The following is a 23003-nucleotide window of genomic DNA, read 5'->3' as shown; positions in this document are numbered from 1 at the left end:
GCTCAGGCGGCCCGCAGAATTGGCAAACGTTCAGTCGACGTCGATGCTGATGTGCAACCGCTTGCCGCACACGTGGGCCAGCCGCGCCAGCTCGTCGACGCGCGGCGCCTCAGCCCCACTCTCCCAGGCGGCCACCACGTCCTGGCTCGTGCCGAGTGCAGTCGCCAGCTCGGCCTGGGTCATATCCGCACCGACACGCGTCTCGAACACCAGATCCGACAGGTCCAATGACAGTCCGGCCTCATGGATATCCATCGATTCAATTTCCGCCATTGGAATCACAGCTCTCATAAGTTGCCGCCGAATATTAATTCCAATGTAAAGCCCGCAGGGACACCGGGCTACCCGCGCGCCATCGCCTCCAGGCGGCGGATGCGGTCTTCGATCGGCGGGTGCGTGGAGAACAGCGACCCGATCCGCTCGCCGGCACGGAATGGGTTGGCGATCATCAGGTGCGCCTGGCTGGCCAGCTGCGGCTCGGGCGGCAGGGGGGCCAGCTGCACGCCACCGGAGATCTTGCGCAGCGCCGACGCCAAGGCCAGCGGATCGCCGGTCAGCACGGCACCCGACTCGTCGGCCTGATACTCCCGCGATCGCGACACCGCCATCCGCACCACCATCGCCGCGATGGGACCTAACAACGAGACCACCAGCAGGGCAAAGGGATTGTCGCCATCGTCACGGTCGTTGCCGCCGAAGAACATCGCTATGTAGGACAACGCTGTGATCACCGAAGCCATGGCTCCGGCGACGCAGGAAATGAGGATGTCGCGGTTGTAGACGTGCGACAGCTCGTGGCCCAGCACGGCGCGCAGCTCGCGCTCGTCGAGGATCTGCAGGATGCCGGTGGTGCAGCACACCGCGGCGTTGCGCGGGTTGCGTCCCGTGGCGAACGCGTTGGGCGCATTGGTATCGCTGATGTACAGCCGGGGCATCGGCTGGTGTGCACTGGTAGCCAACTCACGCACGATGCGATACATCACCGGCGCCTGCAGCTCGGAAACCGGCTGCGCGTGCATCGCCCGCAGCGCCAGCTTGTCGCTGTTGAAATAGGTGTAGGCGTTGCAGCCGATCGCGAACAGCACTGCCAGCCACATGGCCGTTCTGCCGAACAGCGAGCCGACCAAGACGATCAACGCGGACATACCGACCAGCAGGGCAAAGGTCTTCGCCCTGTTGGCATGGGGATGCCAGGTCATCTTTGCGTGTCCTCCTACGAACACCTGGGATTTTGCGGTCTTCAGCTAATCCAACGCCCGAGATGACCCGCTAGGTTCCGCGATGTCAGGCAACCGGCCCGTTAGCCGTGCCGATTGACCGTGTAGTCAACCAGCGCTTCCAGCGCGTGCCGGCCGGGGACGTCCGGCAGCAGGTCCAGCTCATGGCGCGCCTTCGCCGCATATCGAGCCAGCTCCTCTTTGGCCTTGGCCATGCCCGGCGACGCCCGCAACAAGGTCAGCGCCTCGAGAACCTCCGCGTCATCGTCGACTGGCCCGGACAGCAGCGAACGCAGCCGCTCGCCGTCGGGCCCGGTTTCGGCCAGCGCATAGAGCATCGGCAGGGTATGCACCCCTTCGCGGACATCGGTGCCGGGCAACTTCCCGGACTCGTGGGAGTCGCTGTCGATGTCGATGATGTCGTCGGAGATCTGAAACGCGGTGCCCACAAAGCCGCCAAGCCGGCTCAGCCGTTCAACCTGTTCGTCGTCGGCGCTGGAGAACATGCCCCCGAATTTGCCGGCCGCGGCGATCAGGCAGGCCGTCTTCTCGTACACCACCTTCAGATAGTGCTCGACCGAATCGACCCCTTCGGCCACCCCGCGGGTCTCCCGCATCTGCCCGGTCACCAGCTGAGCGAAGGTGTCGGCGACGATCCGCACCGCTTCGGGCCCCAGCCGCGATACCAGCCGCGATGCCGTGGCCAGCAGGTAATCGCCGGCCAGAATGGCGACGTTGTTGCCCCACCGCACGTTCGCGGTCGGCGTGCCCCGGCGGACCTCCGCCTCGTCCATCACGTCGTCGTGGTACAGCGTGGCCAGGTGGATCATCTCGATGACCGCGCCGGCGAGCGTCACCTCCCACGCCTCCGGATTAGGCCCGGTCTGCGCAGCCAGCACGGTGAACAACGGCCGGAACCGTTTGCCGCCGGCCTTGAACAGGTGCAGCAGCGAATCGATCATTACCTCGTCGGCGCTGCGCAGCTCGGTGTCCATGAGCTCCTCGATCCGCGCCACCGCGTCGCGGACAGTCGCGGCGAAAACGGCATCGCCGAAGTCAACGCCTGCCACCACCGTCGCCGGAGTCCTCACCCGACCAAACATACTGGTGACATGGAGAGGGCAGCGACCAGAGCCGACCTGGTGGTCGTGGGCGCCGGACCGGCCGGCTCGGCGGCCGCCGCCTGGGCCGCGCGGGCGGGCAGCGACGTGCTGGTCATCGACTCGGCCAGCTTCCCTCGGGACAAGGCCTGCGGTGACGGGCTGACCCCGCGTGCGGTCGCCGAGCTGGAACTGCTGGGCCTGGGCGACTGGCTGAATGGCCGCATCCGGCATCGCGGCTTGCGAATGAGCGGATTCGGCGGCGAGCTGGACGTCGAATGGCCCGGCCCGTCGTTCCCGTCGTACAGCAGCGCGGTGGCCCGCGTGGAACTGGACGACCGGATCCGCAAGGTCGCCGAGGATTCCGGCGCGCGCATGCTGCTGGGGACCAAGGCGGTCGCGGTGCACCATGACTCGTCGCGGCGGGTCGTCTCGCTGACCTTGGCTGACGGTACTGAGGTGGGTTGTCGGCAGTTGATCGTCGCCGACGGCGCCCGGTCTTCGCTGGGCCGAAAGCTGGGCCGGCGATGGCACCAGGAGACGGTCTACGGCGTCGCGGCGCGCGGCTACCTGGCCACCCCGCGCGGCGACGAGCCCTGGCTGACCTCACATCTGGAGCTGCGCTCCCCTGACGGCGCGGTGCTGCCTGGCTACGGCTGGATTTTTCCGCTGGGCAACGGCGAGGTGAACATCGGCGTCGGAGCGCTGTCGACGACCAAACGACAAGCCGACCTGGCGCTGCGGCCGCTGATCTCCTATTACACCGACCTGCGCCGCCAAGAGTGGGGTTTCACCGGCCAGCCGCGGGCGGTGTCGTCGGCGCTGCTGCCGATGGGCGGCGCGGTGTCCGGAGTGGCGGGGCCGAACTGGATGTTGATCGGCGACGCGGCCGCCTGCGTCAACCCCCTCAACGGCGAGGGCATCGACTACGGCCTGGAGACCGGGCGGCTGGCCGTCGAGCTGCTGGGCTCGCGCGACCTGTCGCAAGTCTGGCCGTCGCTGCTGCAGCACCACTACGCCCGGGGATTCTCGGTGGCCCGCAGGCTGGCGTTGTTGCTGACCTTCCAGCGGTTCCTGCCCGCGACCGGTCCCATCGCGATGCGCTCCACCAGGCTGATGACGATCGCCGTGCGGGTGATGGCCAACCTGGTCACCGACGACGACGCCGACTGGGTGGCCCGAGTGTGGCGGAGCGGCGGCCGGGCGTCACGGCTGATCGACCGCCGACCACCCTTCAGCTGAGCCGGCGAGAGGGATCCCGAGCAGACGCAAAATCGCCTCAGAACGGCCATTTTTGGGCGATTTTACGTCTGCTCGCCGGTATCAAGGCAGTTGACATATATCAGGCTGGTTGATATAGAAGATGCATGACTGAACTCGACTTCGAATTCGAAACCGCATATCGCGGCGAATCCGCGCGACTCGGCGAGGGCGTGCGACCGCCGTGGAGCCTGGGCGAACCACAGCCCGAACTGGCCGCGCTGATCGAGCAGGGCAAATTTCACGGCGACGTCCTCGATGCGGGCTGCGGGGAAGGTGCTATTTCGCTGGCACTGGCCGAACGAGGGCACTCCACCGTGGGCCTGGACATGTCGCCCACCGCCATCGAGCTGGCCCGCCGCGAAGCACAGCAGCGTGGCTTGACCAACGCGACCTTCCAGGTGGCAGATATCAGCGATTTCACCACCTACCCGGCGGGGTCGGCGGGACGGTTCAACACCATCGTGGACAGCACTCTGTTCCACTCCATGCCGGTCGAGCTGCGCGACGGTTACCAGCAGTCGATCGTCCGCGCGGCGGCGCCGGGGGCGTCCTACTTTGTGCTGGTCTTCGACAAGGCGGCCGTATCTGAAGGTCCGATCAACGCGGTCACCGAGGAAGAGCTGCGCGGGGTGGTCGCCAAGTACTGGGTCATCGACGAAATTAGGCCGGCCCGGCTGCACTCCAAGTTCTCCGCCGAGCCCGGCGGCATGCCGCCGATGTTCGATATTCGCGAAGAGGCGAACGGCTTCAGCTCCATCGGCGGATGGCTGCTAACCGCCCACCTGGGCTGATATTGGCGTGTATAGTCCCGCTAATGAAGCGCATGAGGCTGGCTACCATCGGTGCCACGGCGGCCGCTGCGATCGCGCTGGCCGCACCGGCACAGGCTGACGACTACGACGCCCCGTTCAACGCCCAGCTCCACCAGTACGGCATCTACGGCCCGCAGGACTACAACGCCTGGTTGGCCAAGATCAGCTGTGACCGGATGGACAGGGGCGTGGACACTGACGCGTACAAGTCGGCCACGTTCATCCAACGTAACCTGCCGCTACACACCACCCAGGGCCAGGCGTTCCAGTTCCTGGGTGCGGCTGTCGACCACTACTGCCCCGAACACGTGAACGCCTTGCAGGCGGTCGGGCGCTAAGACTGTCTCACCCCTGGCCGGTCATTTAGCGGTTCGGCCAGCGCGTATCGAGAATGTCCAGCGCATTGGGCAGTCCCTTCCGGTAGCGGGCTTTGTCCACCGCTTTGATGGGCGCCCACCACGGGGCCTGGAACAGCTTGACGATCTGGACCATCCGACCCACGTAACCCGATGCGTCCAGCACGCCGTTCGCGGCGTAGCGACCGCCTTCGTTACTGGAACACCGCGTGCGAGCGCATTCACATCGACGACGCCGTTCGCGACTATCTCAACGCATTGGTCGACCTGAAGATGATCAACCCGCTGTTGGGGATGATGTTCGGCCCGCTGCTGAGATTTCTGACGATCGGGTCACTGGCACCGATATTCCGCGAAGCGATGGGCTACGAGTGGACCGAAGTGGACCGTCGGCGCTACGAACACCTTTTCCTGTTCGTATCGTTCGTCAACCGGTTTCTGCCCAGGTTCATCCGGTACGGCGGCAGCTACCTGCTGATCGGTGACGTGCGCCGGCGAATCCGCCGTGGGAAATCGCTGATTTGAGCGTTTCGAGCAGCTAACGCTGCGCCTTGTAGGCGGCGTGCAATGCCACGATGCCGCCGGTCAAATTGCGCCAGCGCACCGCCGACCACCCGGCCCGCGAGATTTGGCGGGCCAGCGTCGGCTGGTCGGGCCAGGCTCTGATCGACTCCGCCAGGTAGACGTAAGCCTCGGGATTGCTCGACACCGCACGGGCCACCCGCGGCAGCGCCTGCATCAGATATTCCTTGTAGGCGGTCGCGAACACCGGGTTGGTCGGGGTGGAGAACTCGCACACCACCAGCCGACCGCCCGGCCGGGTGACCCGAGCCATCTCGCGCAGCGCCTTTTCGTGATCGACGACGTTGCGGAGCCCGAAGCTGATGGTGACGGCGTCGAATACGCCGTCACCGAATGGCAGCATGGTGGCATCGCCGGCGACCTTCGGCACGCTTCGCGCCGCACCTGCCGCGAGCATTCCGACCGAGAAATCCGCCGCGACACACCACGCTCCCGATTTCCGCAGCTCCACCGTGGACACCGCGGTCCCCGCGGCCAGATCCAGCACCTTCTTCCCCGGCCCGATCGGCAACGCGGCTCGGGTGGCTCGCCGCCAGTACCGATCCTGACCCAGCGAGACCACGGTGTTGGTCAGGTCATACCGGCGGGCGACGCCGTCGAACATCGAAGCGACGTCCCGAGGGTCTTTGTCCAGGTCCGCGCGACTCACGGTGCAGACGCTACCTTGGCCAGGCGGGAGCGCGGTGGCGCGGGGCTTTGCGCGTGAATCCTGAGCTCTGGGTGTGAATCCTGGGCTTCGCGTGTGCAGCCTGGGCGGAAAACTACGCCGGTTCCCGCCCCATATTCACAGCGAACGCCGCCAATGCACACTCAAAGCCCTCAGTACACACCGAACTGCGTCTTCGCACCTTCAGCTAAGCGGACTGGCGCCACGAAAGCCGTATCCGCGCGGCCGGTGACATCACCGCGCGGTAGTGATCCAGCAGCTCGTCGCAGATGACCGGCCAGCTGCGTCCGAGCATGCTGCGCCGCGCGGCATGCGCATAGCGCCGCCTCTCGGCGATCAGTTGATCCACAGCGGCGGGCAGTCGCGCCTCAAACTCGTTGACTCCCAACAACAGTCCAGTGCGGCGGGGGACGACGAGATCGCGTGGTCCGCCGGCGTCGGGGGCGATCACCGGCAGCCCCGACGCCAGCGCTTCCTGCACGACTTGACCAAACGTCTCGTGCTCACCGGTGTGCACGAAGACGTCCATGCTGGCATACGCCGCAGCGAGCTCCTCACCGTAGAGTGCGCCAGTGAAAACCGCTGTGGGCATTGCTGATTGCAGCTTGTCTCGGTCGATGCCGTCGCCGACGACGACGATCTGCACCGTGTCTCGGGCGGCCAGCACCGCCAACCGCTCAACGTGTTTCTCCGGCGCCAGCCGGCCCACAAAGCCGACGATCGGCTTAGCCTCCGGCGACCAGCGTCGCCTGACCGACTCGTCTCGCGCAGACGGAGCGAACCGAAGCACATCGATCCCGCGAGCCCATCGATAGACCCGCGGAACACTGTGGGCGAGGAGCGATTCCATCGTCGCGCTAGACGGTGCCAGAGTGCGGTCGGCGAGGCGGTGCAGGTGGCGGAACCATGCCCACGCCGCCCGTGCCGTCTGGGATCTCAGGGGAATGCCGTAACTCGCCGCGAAACCCGGCACGTCGGTTTGGTACACCGCCACCGTCGGCACCCCCAGCCGGCGAGCCGCGCGCAGCCCGCCGTAACCGAGCAGCGCCGGCGACGCCAGATGCACCACGTCGGGATCGAATCCGCGTAGCACACTGAGCATTCGCGGCGTGGGCACACCGAGCGGCAGGGTGGTCACCTTCGGGAACATCCGCGCTGGTGCCCGATGTACTCGGACCCCGTCGTGAACGCGTTCCGCACGGGGTTCACCCGGCGGGTTGTCGGGCGCGATGACGAGGGCTTCGTGTCCCGTTCGGCGCAGATGCTCAAGTATCCGCACCACTGAGTTGCTGACACCGTTGACGTTCGGAAGGAACGACTCGGCGACGATTGCAACGCGCACTCCACCACTGTGGCGGCGTCAGCTGTCGACGAGATTGCCGATGGACGTACGGGACGCGAACTCTCTAGCTTGATTCGCCGGGTGCGCTCTTCGACTTTTCCCGAGGGTCCAGTCGCCTGTCCAGCAAGGCCAGCACGACCAGCGCGGCCGTCGCGGCCAGCCAGGACAGCACGGCGATGGACCCCGCCGGGATGATGGCCAGTCCGGCGTTGCGGTGCTGCACCCGGACCAGGTTCGGGTCGTTCTTGTTGTATTCGACGTAAATCCGCATACCCGTGGCCAATTCGGACGGATACAGCACACCGAGCTCGGGCCGGTAGGTGACGCGGTCGGGTGTGACGAACTCGATGGTGGAGCGTCGCGGACCGGCGCTGAGCACTTCCGCTTGTGCCACACCCATATTGCGGTCGATCGCCAGGTCGTTGCGCCACGCGCCGGCCACCAGCAGCATCGACTGTAGGGTGACCAGACCGACCACGATCAGGATCGCGATCCGTGCCCACCGCAGCACGATCCGCGGCCGGGTCTTCGGCGGATCATCGGTGCGGCCGTGAATCAGGGTGCGCAGCAACCGTTTCGGCGATATCACAGGTCCCTCATAGCGCGGCCTTGATGGCGGCGTGTAGCCCGCGCAGTGAGGACCGGTCAGCCTTGACTTCCAGCACCCGCATACCGGGAGCGGATTCGTCGAGGGCCGCTGCCAGCTCGTCGACCTCGATCTGTCTGCTCTCAACGTGGTACGCGCGGCACAACGCACCCACGTCGACGTCGTGCGGGGTACCGAAAATCCGCGACGACACGTCGGAGAACCTGGGGTCGCCCTGCTCGAGCAGCTCGAAGATGCCACCGCCGTTGTCGTTGGACACCACGATCGTCAGGTGCGCAGGTGTCGGTTCGGTGGGGCCGATCAGCAGCCCGGAGCTGTCGTGGACGAAGGTCAGATCGCCGATCAGCGCCACGGTGCGTGGCGCGCTGCCGGAGCTTCCGGTCCGCTCGTGGGACCCCTCATATGCCAGAGCCGCCCCTATCGCGGTGGACACGGTGCCGTCGATGCCCGCCACGCCGCGGTTGGACCGCACCAGCACGCCGTCGGTGGACAAGCCCACCAGCGCCGCATCGCGGACCGGGTTCGACGCCCCCAACACCAGCTGATCGCCGGGCCGAAGCGCGTCGGCCACCGCCGCCGCAACGTGCAGCCCGGTGGTCAGCGGGTGCGCGGCGAGTTGGCTCCGCACCGCCGTGATCGCGTGCTGATGCATCTCCGCGCAGCGACGCAGCCACGCCGGGTTTGGTGACCCGGTGGTGACCGCCCGCGTGCCGGTGGCCTGTGAGTTGCCCGAGACATCCGGCCAGCGTGGCCCGGTGGTCAGCGCATACACGGGCACTTTGGGGTCGGCCAGCAGCGCCGATACCGGACGGTGCAGCGTCGGGCGGCCCAGCATGATCACCTGTTTGGGGCGCAGCAGCGTCAGCGCCAGCGGGTGCAGCGGGTTAGGCCCCGGCGGCGCCGTCGGCTCGGCGACGGTGGGCAATTCGGCCAGGTTGGGGTGCACGCCCGCGCCGTGCCCGGCGATGACGACGGTGTCGGCCGACAGGTCGATATCCAGGGGCTGGTCGAAGGTGACCGGCGGCGTGTGCGTCCACGGCTTGCCGCCCGGCCGGCCCGGCGGGGTGAGCGAGCCGCGGGGTTCCGGATCCGGCACCAGCGGTTCGCGCAGCGGAATGTCGAAGTGCACGGGACCGGCGTTGGCGGACCGGGCGCCGGTGGCGGCTACCAGGACCCGGCAGGTCGCCGATCGCCAGGTGGCGTTGAGGGAATCCAGCCGTTCGGGCGCGTCCTCCGCCAGACCCAGGCTGATGGTGGCGCGAACCTGGGTGCCGAAGTAGCCCAGCTGTTCCATGGTCTGGTTGGCCCCGGTACCGAGCAATTCGTAGGGCCGGTTGGCCGACAACACGATCAGCGGCACCCGCGCGTAGTTGGCCTCTACGACCGCCGGGCCTAGGTTGGCCACGGCGGTGCCCGACGTCATCGCGACACAGACCGGCGCACCGGCGGCGATTGCCAGCCCGATGGCCAGATAGCCCGCGGTGCGTTCGTCGATGCGAACGTGCAAGCGGATCCGGCCTGACCGGTCGGCATCCTGCAGCGCGAATGCCAGCGGGGCGTTGCGTGAGCCGGGGCACAGCACCACGTCGCGGACGCCGCCGCGGATCAGCTCGTCGACGACGACGCGGGCTTGTGTCGTCGAGGGGTTCACCACTACAGGTTGTCACAACCGCGACGGCGGCCGGCAACAGCGCCACATCAGTCACACCAGCCACGGCAACGGCGTCGAGTCTGCGGTAGTGGCGCCGACGCTGCGATGAAAGCATCGGGACGACGCCATGGCTAGCCCTGGACGCAGACTCGGTGCGATTCGAAGCCGGCGAGTAGCTCAGCGAACGATGCGGCAACCACGGCGGGGCACTCAGTAGGATTCGCTGCATGCCGCTTGAGAACGGTGCCGTCTTCGCTGGCTACACCATTCGGCGTCTGCTCGGTTCCGGCGGGATTGGAGAGGTCTATCTGGCCCAACATCCCAGGCTGCCGCGGCTGGACGCGCTGAAGATCCTGCCCGCCTCGCTGACCGGAGACACCGACTACCGGCAGCGCTTCAATCGGGAGGCCGACCTGGCGGCCACGCTGTGGCATCCGAACATCGTCGGACTGCACGATCGCGGTGAGTTCGACGGCCAGCTGTGGATCACCATGGACTACGTGGACGGCACCGACGCCGCCCACGCGGTGAGCGCGGCCAACGGTTTGGCCGAGCCGGACGTCGTTGAGATCGTCACGGCCGTCGCTGATGCTCTCGACTATGCTCATCAACGCAACCTGGTGCATCGCGACGTCAAGCCGGCCAACATCCTGCTGACGCACTCCGCCGCTGACCGGCGCCGAATCTTGTTGGCCGACTTCGGCATTGCCCGCCAAGCCGATGACGTCAGCGGGCTGACGGCGACCAACGTCACGGTCGGCTCGATCGCCTACGCGGCGCCCGAGCAGCTGATGGGCCAGCCGATCGATGGACGAGCGGACCAATACGCATTGGCCGCCACCGCTTTTCACTTGCTGGCCGGCGTGCCACCCTACGAGCATTCCAATGCGGCGGTGATCATCGGCAAGCACCTGACGGCACCGCCGCCGCTACTGGCGGAACGCCGCCCACAGTTGGCGCGACTAGATCCTGTGTTATCGAAAGCCCTCGCAAAAGATCCCGCGCAACGCTATCCACGCTGCCTCGACTTCGCGCAGGCGCTCGGTGCGGCGATCGCCGACACAGCGGCTCACGCTCAGCCAACTCAGGCCGCCATTGCCTGGCCGCCTGCCGAACCGGCCACCCAGGTTGCACCCCCGTGGTCACCGCCTATGCCGCCGCTGCCCTACTGGCCAGAGCCCGAACACCGACGGGGGCACAGAGTCTCGGCAATCTTGGTGCCGCTGATTCTAATGGTGCTGCTAGTCGGCGCCGTCGGCTTCGCGGTGACGCAGGTTCTGCGACCGAGCCCGCAACCTTCCACGGGCGCGCCACAATGGCAACCGTATGTCGACTACGCGAAGCAGTTCACCGTGTTGTTCATCAGCATCAACCCGCAGTCAGTCGACAGCGACATCCAGCGCATCCTCGACGGATCGACCGGCGAATTTCACGACGATTTCGCCAAACGCAGCGACAGCTTCAAGGAGGCGATCCGGCAGATGCAAACGGCGACGAAAGGAACGATCAAAAGCGCTGCCCTAGAGTCGATTAGCGGTTCGACGGCCCACGTGCTGGTCGCCGCGACGGCGACGCCGAGCAAAAACGGCTCCTCGCCAGAACCGAGACAGTGGCGGATGAGTGTGCAGGTCGAAAGAATCGGCGACAGCTACAAGGTCTCGAAAGTGGAGTTCGTGGCATGAGCGCGAGACGCGTGGCGTGGTGGCTGCTCGTTGTTGCGCTCACCGTCGCGACGCTGGCCGCGACATCGGTGGGCGGCGGACAGCTGCTGGTCAAGAGCCGCCAGCCGCCGCCGGTGGTGGCTGACCAGCCCGCCGCCCGTCAGGAGGCGACCCAGGCCGCGACCGCCGGAACCGTCAAGGTACTGAGCTATTCGCCCGACACCATTGACCAAGATTTCGACGCCGCATATGCGGTGCTCACCGGCGACTTTCTCAGCTATTACCGGAAGTTCACCAGCGAGATAGTCAAGCCCGCCGCGCAGCAGAAAGGGCTTAAGACCACCGCTGAGGTCAAACGCGCCGGAGTTGAAACGTTGACACGCGACGCGGCGGCGATCCTCGTGTTCGTCAACCAAACGACGGTCAGCAAGGAACAACCAACACCAGCAATGACCACGAGCTCGGTGCGGGTAGGCCTGCAAAAGGTGCACGGAAGCTGGCTCATCAGCCGCTTTGACGCCATCTGAGCGACGCTCCGGCAGTCGGAGTCAGCCCTTCACACTGGCGAAGAACTGCAGCGCCGCGGCGTTGACGGTCTCTGGCCGCTCGAAGAACCCGAGATGACCGGTGTCGGGGATCTGCAGGTAGCGGCCGCCGGGCATGGCGTCGGCGACCTCGCGCCCCAGGTGAGGCGGGGTTACCACGTCGTCGGCGAAGCCGATCACCAGGGCAGGCGTTGAGATGCTGCCGTAGGCGGGCAATCGATTCGTCGTTGGAGAGACGTCAAGTTGGCAACGCGATCCCGGTGTGGGTTTGACCGGCCACATGGTGAACATCGCAATCCAGTCGGCGATGGCGTTGTCGTCGTTGAGGGTCTTGGGCGAAAAGTTTTCCAGCAAGCGAGTTTTCGCGTCGTACTTGGGCGGCAGCAGCGTGCCGGAGTCATAGAGCTCGCCCTCGGCGTCGTGAAAGAACTGGCGGGTGCGGTCCATGCGACCGCGGGTGGCCATCAGCACCGCCGCAGTCACCAGCTCCGGCCGGGCCAGCATGAGCTCCTGGGCAATGAACGAGCCCATTGACACCCCGACGATGCGCGCCGGGGCGACGCCCAGGGATTCGATCAGCGCCGCGGTATCGGCGACCATGGTCTGCGTGGTGAAACCCTCGGCGTTCTCGGTGGCGCCGACCCCGCGGTTGTCGAAGGTGATACAGCGGTATCCCGCCGCCAGGAATGCCGGGACCTGATGCAGATGCCAAGTGCGTCCGGGGCCGCCGTGGCCGGCGATGAAGACAACCGGCTCGCCGGTCCCCTTGTCGTCATAAGCCAGGTTGATCACCCGAACGACGGTACAAGCAGCGGATAGCAGGCCTTAACCCGGTCAATCCACCATTGCCGTCGCTGCGTTGGGGCGGCCAGTGCCTGCAGCCGCGCCGGGTCGGGCACAACACGCCGCACCGGCAGGTTGCCGTCGACGGGGATTGCGACGTCGGCCACGTCTTCCATGAACAAGCCGCCGGTGCCCAGGCCGCAGGCATGGCTGAGCTCTGGCAGGGCCGCGGCGGCGGCCAGCCCGCCGGCGATGCCGACCGCCGAATCCAGCGCACTGGACACCACGACCGGAATGTCGATCTGCGCGGCGATATCGCGCAGAGCCGAAACACCGCCCAGCGGAGCGACTTTCAGCACCGCGACGTCGGCAGCACCGGCGCGGACCACGGCCAGCGGGTCGTCGGCCTTGCGGATGCTTTCGTCGGCGGCGACCGGCACGTCGACCCGCCTGCGCAGCTCGGCGAGCTCTGGCACGGTGGCGCAGGGTTGCTCGAGGTATTCCAGCGGCCCGTCGGCGGTCAGGGCGGCGGCGGCTTCGACTGCCTCCTCAATGCTCCAGCCGCCGTTGGCGTCTACCCGCACGGTCGGAATCAATTCCCGCACCGCGTTGACCCGGTCGACGTCATCGGCCAGCCGTTGTCCCGGCTCGGCGACCTTCACCTTGGCGGTGCGGGCGCCGGGAAACTGGGCCAGCACCTCGGTCACCTGGCTGGCGGCGACCGCGGGCACGGTGGCGTTGATCGGGATACGGTCGCGGCGCGGCTGCGGCAGCTCGCGATAGCCGGCCTCGATTCCGGCGGCCAGCCAGTGTGCGGCCTCGGCAGGTCCATACTCGACAAAGGCCCCGAACTCGCCCCATCCGGCCGGGCCGTCGATCAGCGCGACTTCCCGGGTGGTGATGCCGCGAAACCGCACCCGCATCGGCAACGCGACCACATGCAGTCGGTCCAAAAGGTCCCGAAGCGCCGGCAAAAAAGGTCGAGTCACTGGCCGTAGACCCGGCTCCCCGCCAGATACGTGGCGCGCACCTCCAGATCGGCGATCTGCTCCGGCGGCACCGCACGCGGATCGGCCGAGAGCACCACCAGGTCCGCATACTTGCCGACCTCAAGCGAGCCGATGATGTCGTCGGCGAACAGCTGCCAGGCCGCGTCGATGGTCTGCGCGCGGATCGCCTGCTCGACCGTCAACCGCTCTTCGGGCGCCAGGACCCGCCCGCTCGGCGCTATGCGCGTGGCGGCCACGCTGATGTTGCGCAGCGGCTCCTCCGGTGTGACCGGCGGGTCGTTGTGCAGCGAGATACGCATTCCGGTGGCAACCGCGGTTCGCGCTGGCATCCAACGGGATCCACGCTCAGGTCCGAACAACCCGTCGACGATGATGTCGCCCCAGTAGTGGATCTGGTCGACGAAAATGCTGCAGGTGACGCCGAGGGCGTGGGCGCGCTCCAATTGCTCCGGCCGGATGGCGCCCACGTGCTCGAGCCGTAGTCGGTGGTCTTGGCGCGGATGCTGACGCAGCGCCTCCTCGTAGACGTCGAGGATGGTGTCGACGCCGGCGTCGCCCTGTACGTGACACGCCATCGGCCAGCCCAGCGGGAAGTAGGCGCCGACGATTTCGTGCAGTTGTTCGGCGGTGTAGTTGGCGCATCCGCAGGAGCCGGGCCGTATGCCGCTGATGCGGGTGGCTTCGGTGTCCAGGTAGGGAAACGACAGCGCGATGTTGCCGATCCACGGCGAGCCGTCCACCCAGATCTTGATGCCGACCTGACGCAGCATGTCGTCGCCCTGGCCGGGGGTGGCGTCGGTGGACATCTGCGGGTTGGAGATCTCGTAGGTGCGCAGCCGCACCGTCAGCCGGTCGCTCAATTGCTCGACCATTGGCCGAAAGCCGGGGTCGAACGCCATCTCCGAGCAGGTGGTCAGGCCGGCCCGGTTGAGTCGGGCGCATTCGGCGAGCAGCATCCGCGGATAGTCAGTGGGCTGGATGGCACCCGCCAACAGCGGGAACACCGCGCCGGTCTCCTCGGCGGTGCCATCCAGCTCACCGTGTGCGTCGCGGCCGAACTTGGCTCCCTTGGGGTCGGGGGTGTCGCGGGTCAATCCGGCGCGCCGGGCCGCATGTGAGTTGAAAAAGGCCTTGTGTCCGGAGTTGTGCATGATCACCAGCGGCCCGTCCGGCGCGACCTCGTCGAGCCAGGCCAGCGTCGGCTGCGGAAGCCCGCTCTGCAGCAGCGGGTCCCAACCGTTGAGGTAAGCGCCGTCGGGTCCGCGCTGCGCAACCTCGCGATGCACCGCAGCGACGACGTCGTCCGCGCTGCGCAAGGTCACCGGCCGGATGTCGACTAGCCGGTCGGACAGCGCGATGGCCTCCATCAGCGGATGACCGTGTGCCTCAATGAAACCCGGCATGACACAGCCGTCACCAATGTCGATGGTCTGGGTGCCGGTGCCGGCGAACGCATCGATTTCCGACCGGTCGCCGACGGCGATGATCCGGCCGTCGGCGACGGCGAGCGCTTCGGCGGTGGGCTGCGCTTCATCGACGGTCAATACGGTTCCGGTGAAGACGACATCTGCCTGGGTCATCAGTCGAACCTACAAGGCGCCGAGCGTGGACCCTAGGTACGCGAACTGCCTCGAATTCGTGTCACTCACGCTCGACGGCTACGTGCGGAAATGCTCCCGACCCGGGGTGTGGCCGCGCCGAACTGCAACACGTTCTAGTCTTGCCACATGGATGAGCTGCTGCGTAACCCGACCCACAACGGCCACCTGCTGCTGGGCGCGCTCAAACGCCATAAGAACAAGCCGGTGCTGTTCCTCGGCGACACCACCCTGACCGGTGGCCAGCTGGCCGAGCGGATCAGCCAGTACATCCAGGCGTTCGAGGCACTGGGCGCCGGGACCGGGGTCGCGGTCGGTCTGCTGTCGCTCAACCGCCCCGAAGTCTTGATGATCATCGGCGCCGGACAGGCCCGGGGCTATCGGCGCACCGCCCTGCACCCGCTGGGCTCGCTGGACGATCACGCCTATGTGCTCAACGACGCCGGCATCAGCTCGCTGATCATCGACCCCAACCCGATGTTCGTCGAGCGGGCGCTGGGGCTGTTGGAGAAGGTGAGCTCACTCACGCAGATCCTCACCATCGGGCCGGTGCCCGAGGCGTTGCGAGGTGTGGCAGTCGATCTGTCCGCCGAAGCCGCCAAGTACGAACCGCAGCCGCTGGTGGCCGCCGACCTGCCACCGGATCAGGTCATCGGCCTGACCTACACCGGCGGAACCACCGGAAAGCCCAAGGGCGTGATGGGCACCGCGCAGTCGATCTCCAGCATGACGATGATTCAACTCTCCGAATGGGAATGGCCGGAGCAGCCGCGGTTTCTCATGATCACGCCGCTGTCGCATGCCGGCGCGGCCTATTTCGTGCCGACGCTGATCAAGGGCGGCGAGATGTATGTGCTGCCCAAGTTCGACCCGGGCGAAGTGCTGAAAACCATTGAGGAGAAGCGCATTACTGCCACGTTCGTGGTGCCGTCGATGCTCTATGCGCTGATGGACCACCCGGATTCGCGGACCCGGGACCTGTCGTCGCTGGAGACGGTGTATTACGGCGCGTCGGCGATCAACCCGGTGCGGCTGGCCGAGGCCATCAGCCGGTTCGGCAAGATCTTCGCCCAGAACTACGGGCAATCCGAGGCGCCGATGGCGATCACGTATCTGGCCAAGGGCGATCACGACGAAAAGCGGCTGACCTCGTGCGGCCGTCCGACGCTGTTCGCGCGCGTCGCACTGCTGGGCGAGGACGGCAAGCCAGTACCCCAGGGGGAGCCGGGCGAAATCTGTGTCAGCGGACCACTATTGGCCGGCGGCTACTGGAACCTGCCGGAAGCGACGGCTGAGACGTTTAAAGACGGCTGGCTGCACACCGGCGATATGGCCCGCGAGGACGAGGACGGTTTCTACTACATCGTCGACCGGGTCAAGGACATGATCGTCACCGGCGGCTTCAACGTGTTCCCTCGCGAGGTCGAAGACGTCGTGGCCGAGCATCCCGCGGTAGCGCAGGTGTGCGTGGTCGGGGCGCCGGACGACAAGTGGGGCGAGGCCGTCACCGCGGTGGTGGTGCTGCGATCCGACGCGGCCCGTGACGACGCCGCGATCGAGGCGATGACCGCAGACATCCAGGCCGCGGTCAAGGATCGCAAGGGGTCGGTGCAGTCGCCCAAGCGGGTGGTCATCGTCGACTCGCTGCCGCTGACTGGGCTGGGCAAGCCGGACAAGAAGGCCGTGCGGGCGCGGTTCTGGGAAGGCGCCGGCCGCGCCGTCGGCTAGGCCTTGCCGTCGAGTGTGACGCTGCAGTCACGTTCGCGGCCCAGCGTGACTGTGCTGTCACGCTCGGCGGCTCAACGCGCCGACCGGCTGACTACTGTGACAGGCATGGCAAACGCTGACGGGCCGAAGCCGTCCCTCAAGCCACCCTGGTGGCTCAAGCCGGCGAACAAGGTCTTCATCCAACTGACGCGCCTTGGCATGAGCTTCGGGGGTGAAAGCCCGGTGGTGTTGACCGTGCTTGGCCGTAAGTCCGGGACGCCGCGGTCGACGCCGGTGACGCCGATGACTGTGGACGGCAAGCGGTACGTCGTCGGCGGCTTCCCGGGGGCGGACTGGGTGCAAAACGTCAGGGCCGCAGGCGAAGTCACACTCAGGCGCGGCCGCAACCAAGACCGGGTGCGGATGGTGGAGTTGTCCGCCGACGACGCGCGACCGTTCCTGCGAGCCTTCCCGACCGAGGTCCCCACCGGCGTCGGCTTCATGAAGCGGACGGGCTTGGTCAAGGAGGGTCGCCCCGACGAGTTCGAGGCATTGGCCGGCATCTGCCCCGTCTTCCGGATGGACCCGCTGTGAGTGACAGCCCCTTCGATCCGGCGGCGTGGCGTCCCGTCGACGGATTCGACGGCCTGACCGACATCACCTATCACCGCCACGTCGACGATGCCACCGTGCGAGTGGCATTCAACCGACCCGAAGTGCGCAACGCGTTTCGCCCGCACACCGTCGACGAGCTCTACCGCGTGCTCGACCACGCCCGGATGTCCCCCGACGTGGGAGTGGTGCTGCTGACCGGCAACGGGCCGTCCCCGAAGGACGGCGGCTGGGCGTTCTGCTCCGGCGGCGATCAGCGCATTCGCGGGCGCTCCGGCTATCAATACGCTTCCGGTGAGACCGGTGACACCGTCGATCAGGCACGCGCCGGCCGGTTGCACATCCTCGAAGTGCAGCGACTGATCCGCTTCATGCCCAAGGTGGTGATCTGCCTGGTCAACGGCTGGGCGGCCGGCGGCGGGCACAGCCTGCACGTGGTGTGCGACCTCACCCTGGCCAGCCGTGAGCACGCCCGCTTCAAGCAGACCGACGCCGACGTCGGCAGTTTCGACGGCGGTTACGGCAGCGCCTACCTGGCGCGGCAGGTGGGCCAGAAGTTCGCCCGCGAGATCTTCTTCCTGGGCCGCGCGTATACCGCCGAGCAGATGCACCAGATGGGCGCGGTCAACGAAGTCGTCGACCACGCCGAGCTGGAGCGCGTCGGTGTGCAGTGGGCGGCGGAGATCAACGCCAAATCGCCTCAGGCCCAACGGATGCTGAAGTATGCGTTCAATCTGCTGGACGACGGGCTGGTGGGCCAGCAGCTGTTCGCCGGAGAGGCCACCCGGCTCGCATATATGACCGACGAGGCCGTAGAGGGCCGCGACGCGTTCCTGGAGAAGCGTCCGCCGGACTGGAGCCCGTTCCCGCGCTACTTCTAAGGACTCCGTCGAGATCGACGCCAGCGCGTGAATGTACGAATAGAGCGCACGCTAACGTCGATCTCGGTGATCCTGCCCGCTCCTCCTAGACTGCCCACGATGAGCAAGAGTCCGCTTCGCCGGTTCACCGAACAGATCGTGCTGGCCAGCATGCGGCCGCCGGCCGCGCCGCAACTGATCAGCAATCGACCCGCGATCAGACCGGTCGACCTCGACGGCAAGCGCATCCTGCTCACCGGCGCGTCGTCGGGCATCGGCGAGGCTGCGGCCGAACAATTCGCTCGTCACGGCGCCACCGTGGTTGCCGTGGCCCGCCGCCGGGATTTGCTGGACGCGGTCGCGGACCGGATCACAGCGGCAAGTGGCACGGCGCTGTCGATGCCCTGCGACATCTCGGACCTGGACGCCGTCGATGCGCTCGTCGCCGAGGTCGAAGAGCGCATCGGCGGGGTGGACATTCTGATCAACAACGCCGGCCGGTCCATCCGCCGTCCGCTGGCCGAGTCGCTGGAGCGCTGGCACGACGTCGAGCGGACCATGGTGCTCAACTACTACTCGCCGCTGCGGCTGATCCGCGGGCTGGCACCGGGCATGCTCGAGCGCGGCGACGGCCACATCATCAACGTCGCGACGTGGGGCGTGCTGTCCGAAGCCTCGCCGCTGTTCTCGGTGTACAACGCGTCCAAGGCCGCACTGTCAGCGGTGAGCCGGATCATCGAGACCGAATGGGGTCAACAGGGTGTGCATTCGACGACCCTCTACTACCCGCTGGTGGCCACGCCGATGATCGCGCCGACCAAGGCCTACGAGGGAATGCCCGCGCTCACGTCGCAGGAGGCCGCCGAGTGGATGATCACCGCGGCCCGCACGCGGCCGGTGCACATCGCCCCGCGCATGGCGCTGGCAGCCAAGGCGCTCAACACCGTCGGCCCCCGCTGGGTCAATGCGCTGATGGAGCGCCGCGCGGGCCAGTCCGGCTAGGTCGACGGCCGCAGCCGCGCGTACCGACCTGACGTCAGACGTGGTAGACACGAGGTCATGGAGATCCTGGCCAGCCGGATGCTTTTTCGGCCGGCGGATTACCAGCGGTCGCTGAGCTTTTACCGCGACCAGATCGGTCTGGCGATCGCGCGTGAATACGGCGGCGGCACAGTCTTTTTCGCTGGCCAGTCTTTGCTGGAGCTGGCCGGTTACGGTAACCCGGACCACTCCCGGGGCCCTTTCCCGGGCGCCCTCTGGTTACAGGTTCGCGACGTACGCGCGACCCAGGCCGAACTGGAAAATCGCGGGGTGCCGATCGCCCGCGAGGCGCGTCGCGAACCGTGGGGTCTGCACGAGATGCACGTGACCGACCCCGACGGCATCACCCTGATATTCGTCGAGGTGCCTGGCGATCACCCGCTGCGCCGGGACACCCGCGGCGACCTTGGGAAAACAGCCGGTTAACTCCGAAGTAACATCTGGCGACGACTGAAGGTATACCCGCGATTCACCTCTTGGCGCATTCGACAATCGAATCCTCCGACCACCAGAATCAGGCGCTGTGAACATCGAACTGTTCCTCTTGCTCATCGTCGTGATCACTGCATTGGCGTTCGACTTCACCAACGGCTTCCATGACACGGGCAACGCGATGGCGACGTCCATCGCCAGCGGCGCGCTGGCGCCCAAGGCAGCGGTCGCCCTGTCCGCGGTGCTCAACCTGGTGGGCGCCTTCTTGTCCACCGCAGTCGCGGCGACGATCGCCAAGGGCCTGATCGACGCCAACCTGGTAACGCTGGAGCTGGTGTTTGCCGGCCTGGTCGGCGGCATCGTGTGGAACCTTTTGACCTGGCTGCTCGGTATCCCGTCGAGTTCCTCGCACGCCTTGATCGGGGGCATCGTCGGCGCCACCATCGCTGCCGTCGGCGGGCACGGGGTGATCTGGAAGGGCGTGGTGTCCAAGGCCATCGTCCCGGCCGTGGTGTCCGCGCTGCTGGCGATTGCTGTCGGGGCGGCGGCGACGTGGCTGGTGTACCGGATCACCCGCGGCGTCCCGGAAAAGCGCACCTCCGGCGGGTTCCGGCGGGGCCAGATCGGCTCGGCGTCGCTGGTCTCGCTGGCACATGGCACCAACGACGCACAGAAGACGATGGGCATCATCTTCCTTGCGCTGATGTCGTACGGCGCCGTCAGCAAGACGGCCGTCACCCCGCCGCTGTGGGTCATCGTGAGCTGCGCGCTGGCCATGGCTACCGGCACCTACCTGGGTGGCTGGCGGATCATCCGCACCCTGGGCAAGGGACTGGTCGAGATTCAGTCGCCGCAAGGCATGGCCGCCGAATCGTCGTCGGCCGCAGTGATTCTGCTGTCCGCGCACTTCGGCTACGCGCTGTCCACCACGCAGGTCTGCACCGGTTCGGTGCTGGGCAGCGGGCTGGGCAAGCCGGGCGGCGAGGTGCGCTGGGGGGTGGCCGGCCGGATGGCGACCGCGTGGCTGGTCACGCTTCCGCTGGCCGGGCTGGTCGGAGCGGTGACCTATTGGATCGTGCACCTCATCGGCGGGTACCCGGGCGCGATCGTCGGCTTCTCGCTGCTGGCAGCGATCTCCCTCACTATCTACGTGCGCTCGCGCAAGGTGAAGGTCGACCACCACAACGTCAACGCCGAATGGGAAGGCAGCCTGACGGCCGGGCTCGAAGAGTCGGCCGAGACGCCCGACCGGCCACAGGCACCCGATACGGGCCCTAAGCCGGGCGCGCCCGCGCCCCACTACGGCTCCGACTCTGACGACGACGCGCTTCCCGCGCGGACCGCATCATGAGCGCCTGGTTCAACTACCAGGCCACGCTCAAGATCCTGATTTTTAGCATGTTGGCCGGCGCGGCACTGCCCGCGCTTTTCGCGCTCGGGGTGCGCCTGCAGGCCATCGGCGCCGGCGCGATCGGCCTCGGTGCGGCCACACCGAAGCGCAACCCGGTCCTGATCGCGATCGCGTGGCTGATCTACGCGCTAGTCATCGCGATCGTCATCCTCGGCGTGCTCTATATCGCCCGAGATTTCGTTGCCCATCACACTGGGTATCACTTCCTGGGTGCCGATCCCAAGTAGCATCGAGTCAACGTCCAGCAGGATTGCCGAGCCAACGCGCGGAGTTGTCACAGCGTGAACCGATTCCTCACCTCGATCGTCTCGTGGCTGCGCGCGGGGTATCCCGAGGGCATTCCGCCGACGGACTCCTTCGCCGTGCTCGCGTTGCTGGCCCGCCGCTTGACCAACGACGAAGTCAAGTTGGTGACCAACGAACTGATGCAGCGCGGTGAATTCGACCATATCGACATCGGTGTGGTGATCACCCAATTCACCGACGAACTGCCGTCGCCGGCAGACATCGACCGCGTCCGAACCCGGTTGGCAGCCAAGGGCTGGCCGTTCGATGACGCCCGCGACGCCCCCGACAACGGAGAACGCGCATAGCCGTCCTGCGTGCGCTGAGCGTCCCACCGGGCGATGCCGCCCACTCGCTGTTGCCCGCGCTGGAACGGGTGCTCGACGGCCGTGATCCCGCGCTGATCCCGGTGGCGTACCGGGACGAACCCTCTCCCGCGCTGCGAGTCGGAGACGACATCGACGACGACGTGGCCGTCGTGGTGACGACGTCGGGAACCACCGGCACTCCGAAGGGCGCACTGCTCACCGCTGCGGCACTCACTGCCAGCGCGTCGGCCACCCACGATCGGCTCGGCGGCCCGGGCAGCTGGCTACTGGCCGTGCCGCCGCATCACATCGCCGGGGTGCAGGTGCTGGTACGCAGCGTGCTCGCCGGTACCACGCCCGTCGAGCTGGACGTTTCGGGCGGTTTCGACATCGCTGAATTGCCCACGGCGGTACGGCGGTTGGGCTCCGGAAGGCGATACACCTCGCTGGTCGCCACCCAGTTGGCCAAGGCGCTCACCGACGCTGCGGCAGCAGCAGCGCTGGCCGAATTGGACGCCGTGCTGATCGGCGGTGGACCGTTGCCGCGGCCCATCCTCGACGCCGCCGCGGCCGCCGGCATCGCGGTGGTGCACACCTACGGAATGAGCGAAACCGCGGGCGGCTGCGTGTACGACGGTGTCCCCCTGTCCGGGGTGCGGGTACGGGTGGCTGCCGATGGCCGCGTCGGGCTCGGCGGCGCCACGCTGGCCAAGGGCTACCGCAACCCGGTCGATCCCGATCCGTTCGCCGAGCCGGGCTGGTTCCGCACCGACGACCTTGGCGCGCTGGATGATTCGGGCGTGCTAACCGTGCTGGGTCGCGCCGACGACGCGATCAGCACCGGCGGTCTAACCGTGCTGCCCGAGCTTGTCGAGGCCGCACTATGCAGCCACCCCGCCGTCAGCGACTGTGTGGTCTTCGGACTCCCGGACGACCGGCTGGGCCAGCGGGTGGTCGCCGCGGTGGTGGTGCGTGACGGGTGCGGGGCGCCGACGCTGGACGTGTTGCGCGAGCATGTTGTGCGCACGCTGGACGTCACCGCCGCACCTCGTGAGCTGCACGTCGTCGACGCGCTGCCGCGCCGCGGCATCGGCAAGGTGGACCGGGCCGCGTTGGCGCGCCGGTTCGCGGGCGAACAATAAGCTGGTCGACC

Annotated in this window: 25 protein-coding genes and 1 pseudogene; 15 read left to right on the top strand and 11 right to left on the bottom strand. The window is 67.1% G+C overall.

Annotated elements, in window-relative coordinates; all coding sequences use genetic code 11:
• Positions 1–30 precede the first annotated feature (30 nt).
• From AC5Y21_RS04235 to grcC1, 3 genes are all read right to left on the bottom strand, one after another.
• Positions 31–291, bottom strand: a complete 261-nt coding sequence (locus AC5Y21_RS04235) for a helix-turn-helix transcriptional regulator (RefSeq protein WP_499909743.1) — start codon at positions 289–291, stop codon at positions 31–33.
• 50 nt (positions 292–341) lie between these two features.
• Positions 342–1199 carry a zinc metalloprotease HtpX gene (gene htpX / locus AC5Y21_RS04230; RefSeq protein ID WP_499909741.1) on the bottom strand — a complete coding sequence of 286 codons (858 nt, stop codon included), beginning with the start codon at positions 1197–1199 and terminating at the stop codon, positions 342–344.
• A 101-nt stretch (positions 1200–1300) separates the two neighbouring features.
• On the bottom strand, positions 1301–2308 hold the full coding sequence (gene grcC1, locus AC5Y21_RS04225) for a nonaprenyl/(2E,6E)-farnesyl/geranylgeranyl diphosphat synthase (RefSeq protein WP_499909739.1): 1008 nt from the start codon (positions 2306–2308) through the stop codon (positions 1301–1303).
• A gap of 21 nt (positions 2309–2329) precedes the next feature.
• On the opposite strand from grcC1, the gene menJ reads away from it, so the two are divergent.
• The 3 genes from menJ (at position 2330) to AC5Y21_RS04210 (ending at position 4730) form a co-directional block, all read left to right on the top strand.
• On the top strand, positions 2330–3559 hold the full coding sequence (menJ, locus tag AC5Y21_RS04220; protein ID WP_499909737.1) for a menaquinone reductase MenJ: 1230 nt from the start codon (positions 2330–2332) through the stop codon (positions 3557–3559).
• A gap of 125 nt (positions 3560–3684) precedes the next feature.
• A complete protein-coding gene (locus AC5Y21_RS04215) occupies positions 3685–4371 on the top strand; it encodes a class I SAM-dependent methyltransferase (RefSeq protein ID WP_499909735.1) in 687 nt (228 codons plus the stop codon).
• 23 nt (positions 4372–4394) lie between these two features.
• Positions 4395–4730 carry a DUF732 domain-containing protein gene (locus AC5Y21_RS04210; protein ID WP_499909733.1) on the top strand — a complete coding sequence of 112 codons (336 nt, stop codon included), beginning with the start codon at positions 4395–4397 and terminating at the stop codon, positions 4728–4730.
• A gap of 25 nt (positions 4731–4755) precedes the next feature.
• Here AC5Y21_RS04210 and AC5Y21_RS04205 read toward each other — a convergent pair whose 3' ends face one another.
• Positions 4756–4884 (bottom strand): hypothetical protein, encoded by a 129-nt coding sequence (locus tag AC5Y21_RS04205; protein WP_499909732.1) that lies wholly within the window; start codon positions 4882–4884, stop codon positions 4756–4758.
• 59 nt (positions 4885–4943) lie between these two features.
• On the opposite strand from AC5Y21_RS04205, the pseudogene AC5Y21_RS04200 reads away from it, so the two are divergent.
• Positions 4944–5273: pseudogene (locus AC5Y21_RS04200) on the top strand (oxygenase MpaB family protein); the annotation flags it as partial.
• 13 nt (positions 5274–5286) lie between these two features.
• On the opposite strand, the gene AC5Y21_RS04195 reads toward AC5Y21_RS04200, so the two are convergent.
• The 4 genes from AC5Y21_RS04195 to menD all read right to left on the bottom strand — a co-directional run bounded on the left by AC5Y21_RS04195 (position 5287) and on the right by menD (position 9597).
• Complete coding sequence (locus AC5Y21_RS04195) at positions 5287–5979, bottom strand: demethylmenaquinone methyltransferase (RefSeq protein ID WP_499909730.1); 693 nt, start codon at positions 5977–5979, stop codon at positions 5287–5289.
• A 205-nt stretch (positions 5980–6184) separates the two neighbouring features.
• Positions 6185–7339 carry a glycosyltransferase family 4 protein gene (locus AC5Y21_RS04190; protein ID WP_499909728.1) on the bottom strand — a complete coding sequence of 385 codons (1155 nt, stop codon included), beginning with the start codon at positions 7337–7339 and terminating at the stop codon, positions 6185–6187.
• A gap of 64 nt (positions 7340–7403) precedes the next feature.
• Positions 7404–7928 carry a DUF3592 domain-containing protein gene (locus AC5Y21_RS04185; RefSeq protein ID WP_499909726.1) on the bottom strand — a complete coding sequence of 175 codons (525 nt, stop codon included), beginning with the start codon at positions 7926–7928 and terminating at the stop codon, positions 7404–7406.
• A 7-nt stretch (positions 7929–7935) separates the two neighbouring features.
• Positions 7936–9597: a 2-succinyl-5-enolpyruvyl-6-hydroxy-3-cyclohexene-1-carboxylic-acid synthase gene (gene menD, locus AC5Y21_RS04180; protein ID WP_499909724.1), complete on the bottom strand. Its 1662-nt coding sequence runs from the start codon at positions 9595–9597 to the stop codon at positions 7936–7938.
• A gap of 227 nt (positions 9598–9824) precedes the next feature.
• On the opposite strand from menD, the gene AC5Y21_RS04175 reads away from it, so the two are divergent.
• The gene (locus tag AC5Y21_RS04175; RefSeq protein WP_499909722.1) at positions 9825–11279 is read left to right on the top strand and encodes a serine/threonine-protein kinase; all 1455 of its coding nucleotides are present in this window, start codon (positions 9825–9827) and stop codon (positions 11277–11279) included.
• On the top strand, positions 11276–11785 hold the full coding sequence (locus AC5Y21_RS04170; RefSeq protein ID WP_499909720.1) for a hypothetical protein: 510 nt from the start codon (positions 11276–11278) through the stop codon (positions 11783–11785). The genes AC5Y21_RS04175 and AC5Y21_RS04170 overlap by 4 nt, the downstream gene beginning before the upstream one ends.
• Positions 11786–11806: 21 nt before the next feature.
• Here the strand turns inward: AC5Y21_RS04170 and AC5Y21_RS04165 are convergent, their stop codons facing one another.
• From AC5Y21_RS04165 to AC5Y21_RS04155, 3 genes are all read right to left on the bottom strand, one after another.
• A complete protein-coding gene (locus tag AC5Y21_RS04165; RefSeq protein ID WP_499909718.1) occupies positions 11807–12595 on the bottom strand; it encodes an alpha/beta fold hydrolase in 789 nt (262 codons plus the stop codon).
• Positions 12592–13509, bottom strand: a complete 918-nt coding sequence (locus tag AC5Y21_RS04160) for an o-succinylbenzoate synthase (RefSeq protein WP_499910163.1) — start codon at positions 13507–13509, stop codon at positions 12592–12594. Before AC5Y21_RS04160 ends, AC5Y21_RS04165 begins: the two co-directional genes overlap by 4 nt.
• A 62-nt stretch (positions 13510–13571) precedes the next feature.
• A complete protein-coding gene (locus AC5Y21_RS04155) occupies positions 13572–15176 on the bottom strand; it encodes an amidohydrolase (protein WP_499909716.1) in 1605 nt (534 codons plus the stop codon).
• A 147-nt stretch (positions 15177–15323) separates the two neighbouring features.
• On the opposite strand from AC5Y21_RS04155, the gene fadD8 reads away from it, so the two are divergent.
• The 9 genes from fadD8 (at position 15324) to menE (ending at position 22992) form a co-directional block, all read left to right on the top strand.
• Positions 15324–16922: a fatty-acid--CoA ligase FadD8 gene (gene fadD8 / locus AC5Y21_RS04150; RefSeq protein ID WP_499909714.1), complete on the top strand. Its 1599-nt coding sequence runs from the start codon at positions 15324–15326 to the stop codon at positions 16920–16922.
• 105 nt (positions 16923–17027) lie between these two features.
• Positions 17028–17495, top strand: a complete 468-nt coding sequence (locus AC5Y21_RS04145; protein ID WP_499909712.1) for a nitroreductase family deazaflavin-dependent oxidoreductase — start codon at positions 17028–17030, stop codon at positions 17493–17495.
• Positions 17492–18394: a 1,4-dihydroxy-2-naphthoyl-CoA synthase gene (locus AC5Y21_RS04140; protein ID WP_499909709.1), complete on the top strand. Its 903-nt coding sequence runs from the start codon at positions 17492–17494 to the stop codon at positions 18392–18394. The genes AC5Y21_RS04145 and AC5Y21_RS04140 overlap by 4 nt, the downstream gene beginning before the upstream one ends.
• A gap of 99 nt (positions 18395–18493) precedes the next feature.
• Positions 18494–19375: an SDR family oxidoreductase gene (locus tag AC5Y21_RS04135; RefSeq protein WP_499909707.1), complete on the top strand. Its 882-nt coding sequence runs from the start codon at positions 18494–18496 to the stop codon at positions 19373–19375.
• 57 nt (positions 19376–19432) lie between these two features.
• Positions 19433–19840 carry a VOC family protein gene (locus AC5Y21_RS04130; RefSeq protein WP_499909705.1) on the top strand — a complete coding sequence of 136 codons (408 nt, stop codon included), beginning with the start codon at positions 19433–19435 and terminating at the stop codon, positions 19838–19840.
• 97 nt (positions 19841–19937) lie between these two features.
• Positions 19938–21197, top strand: a complete 1260-nt coding sequence (locus AC5Y21_RS04125) for an inorganic phosphate transporter (RefSeq protein WP_499909703.1) — start codon at positions 19938–19940, stop codon at positions 21195–21197.
• The gene (locus AC5Y21_RS04120) at positions 21194–21484 is read left to right on the top strand and encodes a hypothetical protein (protein WP_499909701.1); all 291 of its coding nucleotides are present in this window, start codon (positions 21194–21196) and stop codon (positions 21482–21484) included. Before AC5Y21_RS04125 ends, AC5Y21_RS04120 begins: the two co-directional genes overlap by 4 nt.
• Positions 21485–21538: 54 nt before the next feature.
• Entirely contained in the window at positions 21539–21850 is a 312-nt protein-coding gene (locus AC5Y21_RS04115; RefSeq protein WP_499909699.1) for a DUF3349 domain-containing protein, read from the top strand.
• A gap of 68 nt (positions 21851–21918) precedes the next feature.
• Positions 21919–22992 carry an o-succinylbenzoate--CoA ligase gene (gene menE, locus AC5Y21_RS04110; protein WP_499910162.1) on the top strand — a complete coding sequence of 358 codons (1074 nt, stop codon included), beginning with the start codon at positions 21919–21921 and terminating at the stop codon, positions 22990–22992.
• Positions 22993–23003: the final 11 nt, after the last annotated feature.

This window comes from Mycobacterium sp. NGS41 (assembly GCF_059812725.1).
Note: the sequence above shows the minus strand (reverse complement) of the source record. Positions and strands in the feature narration are given on the sequence as shown.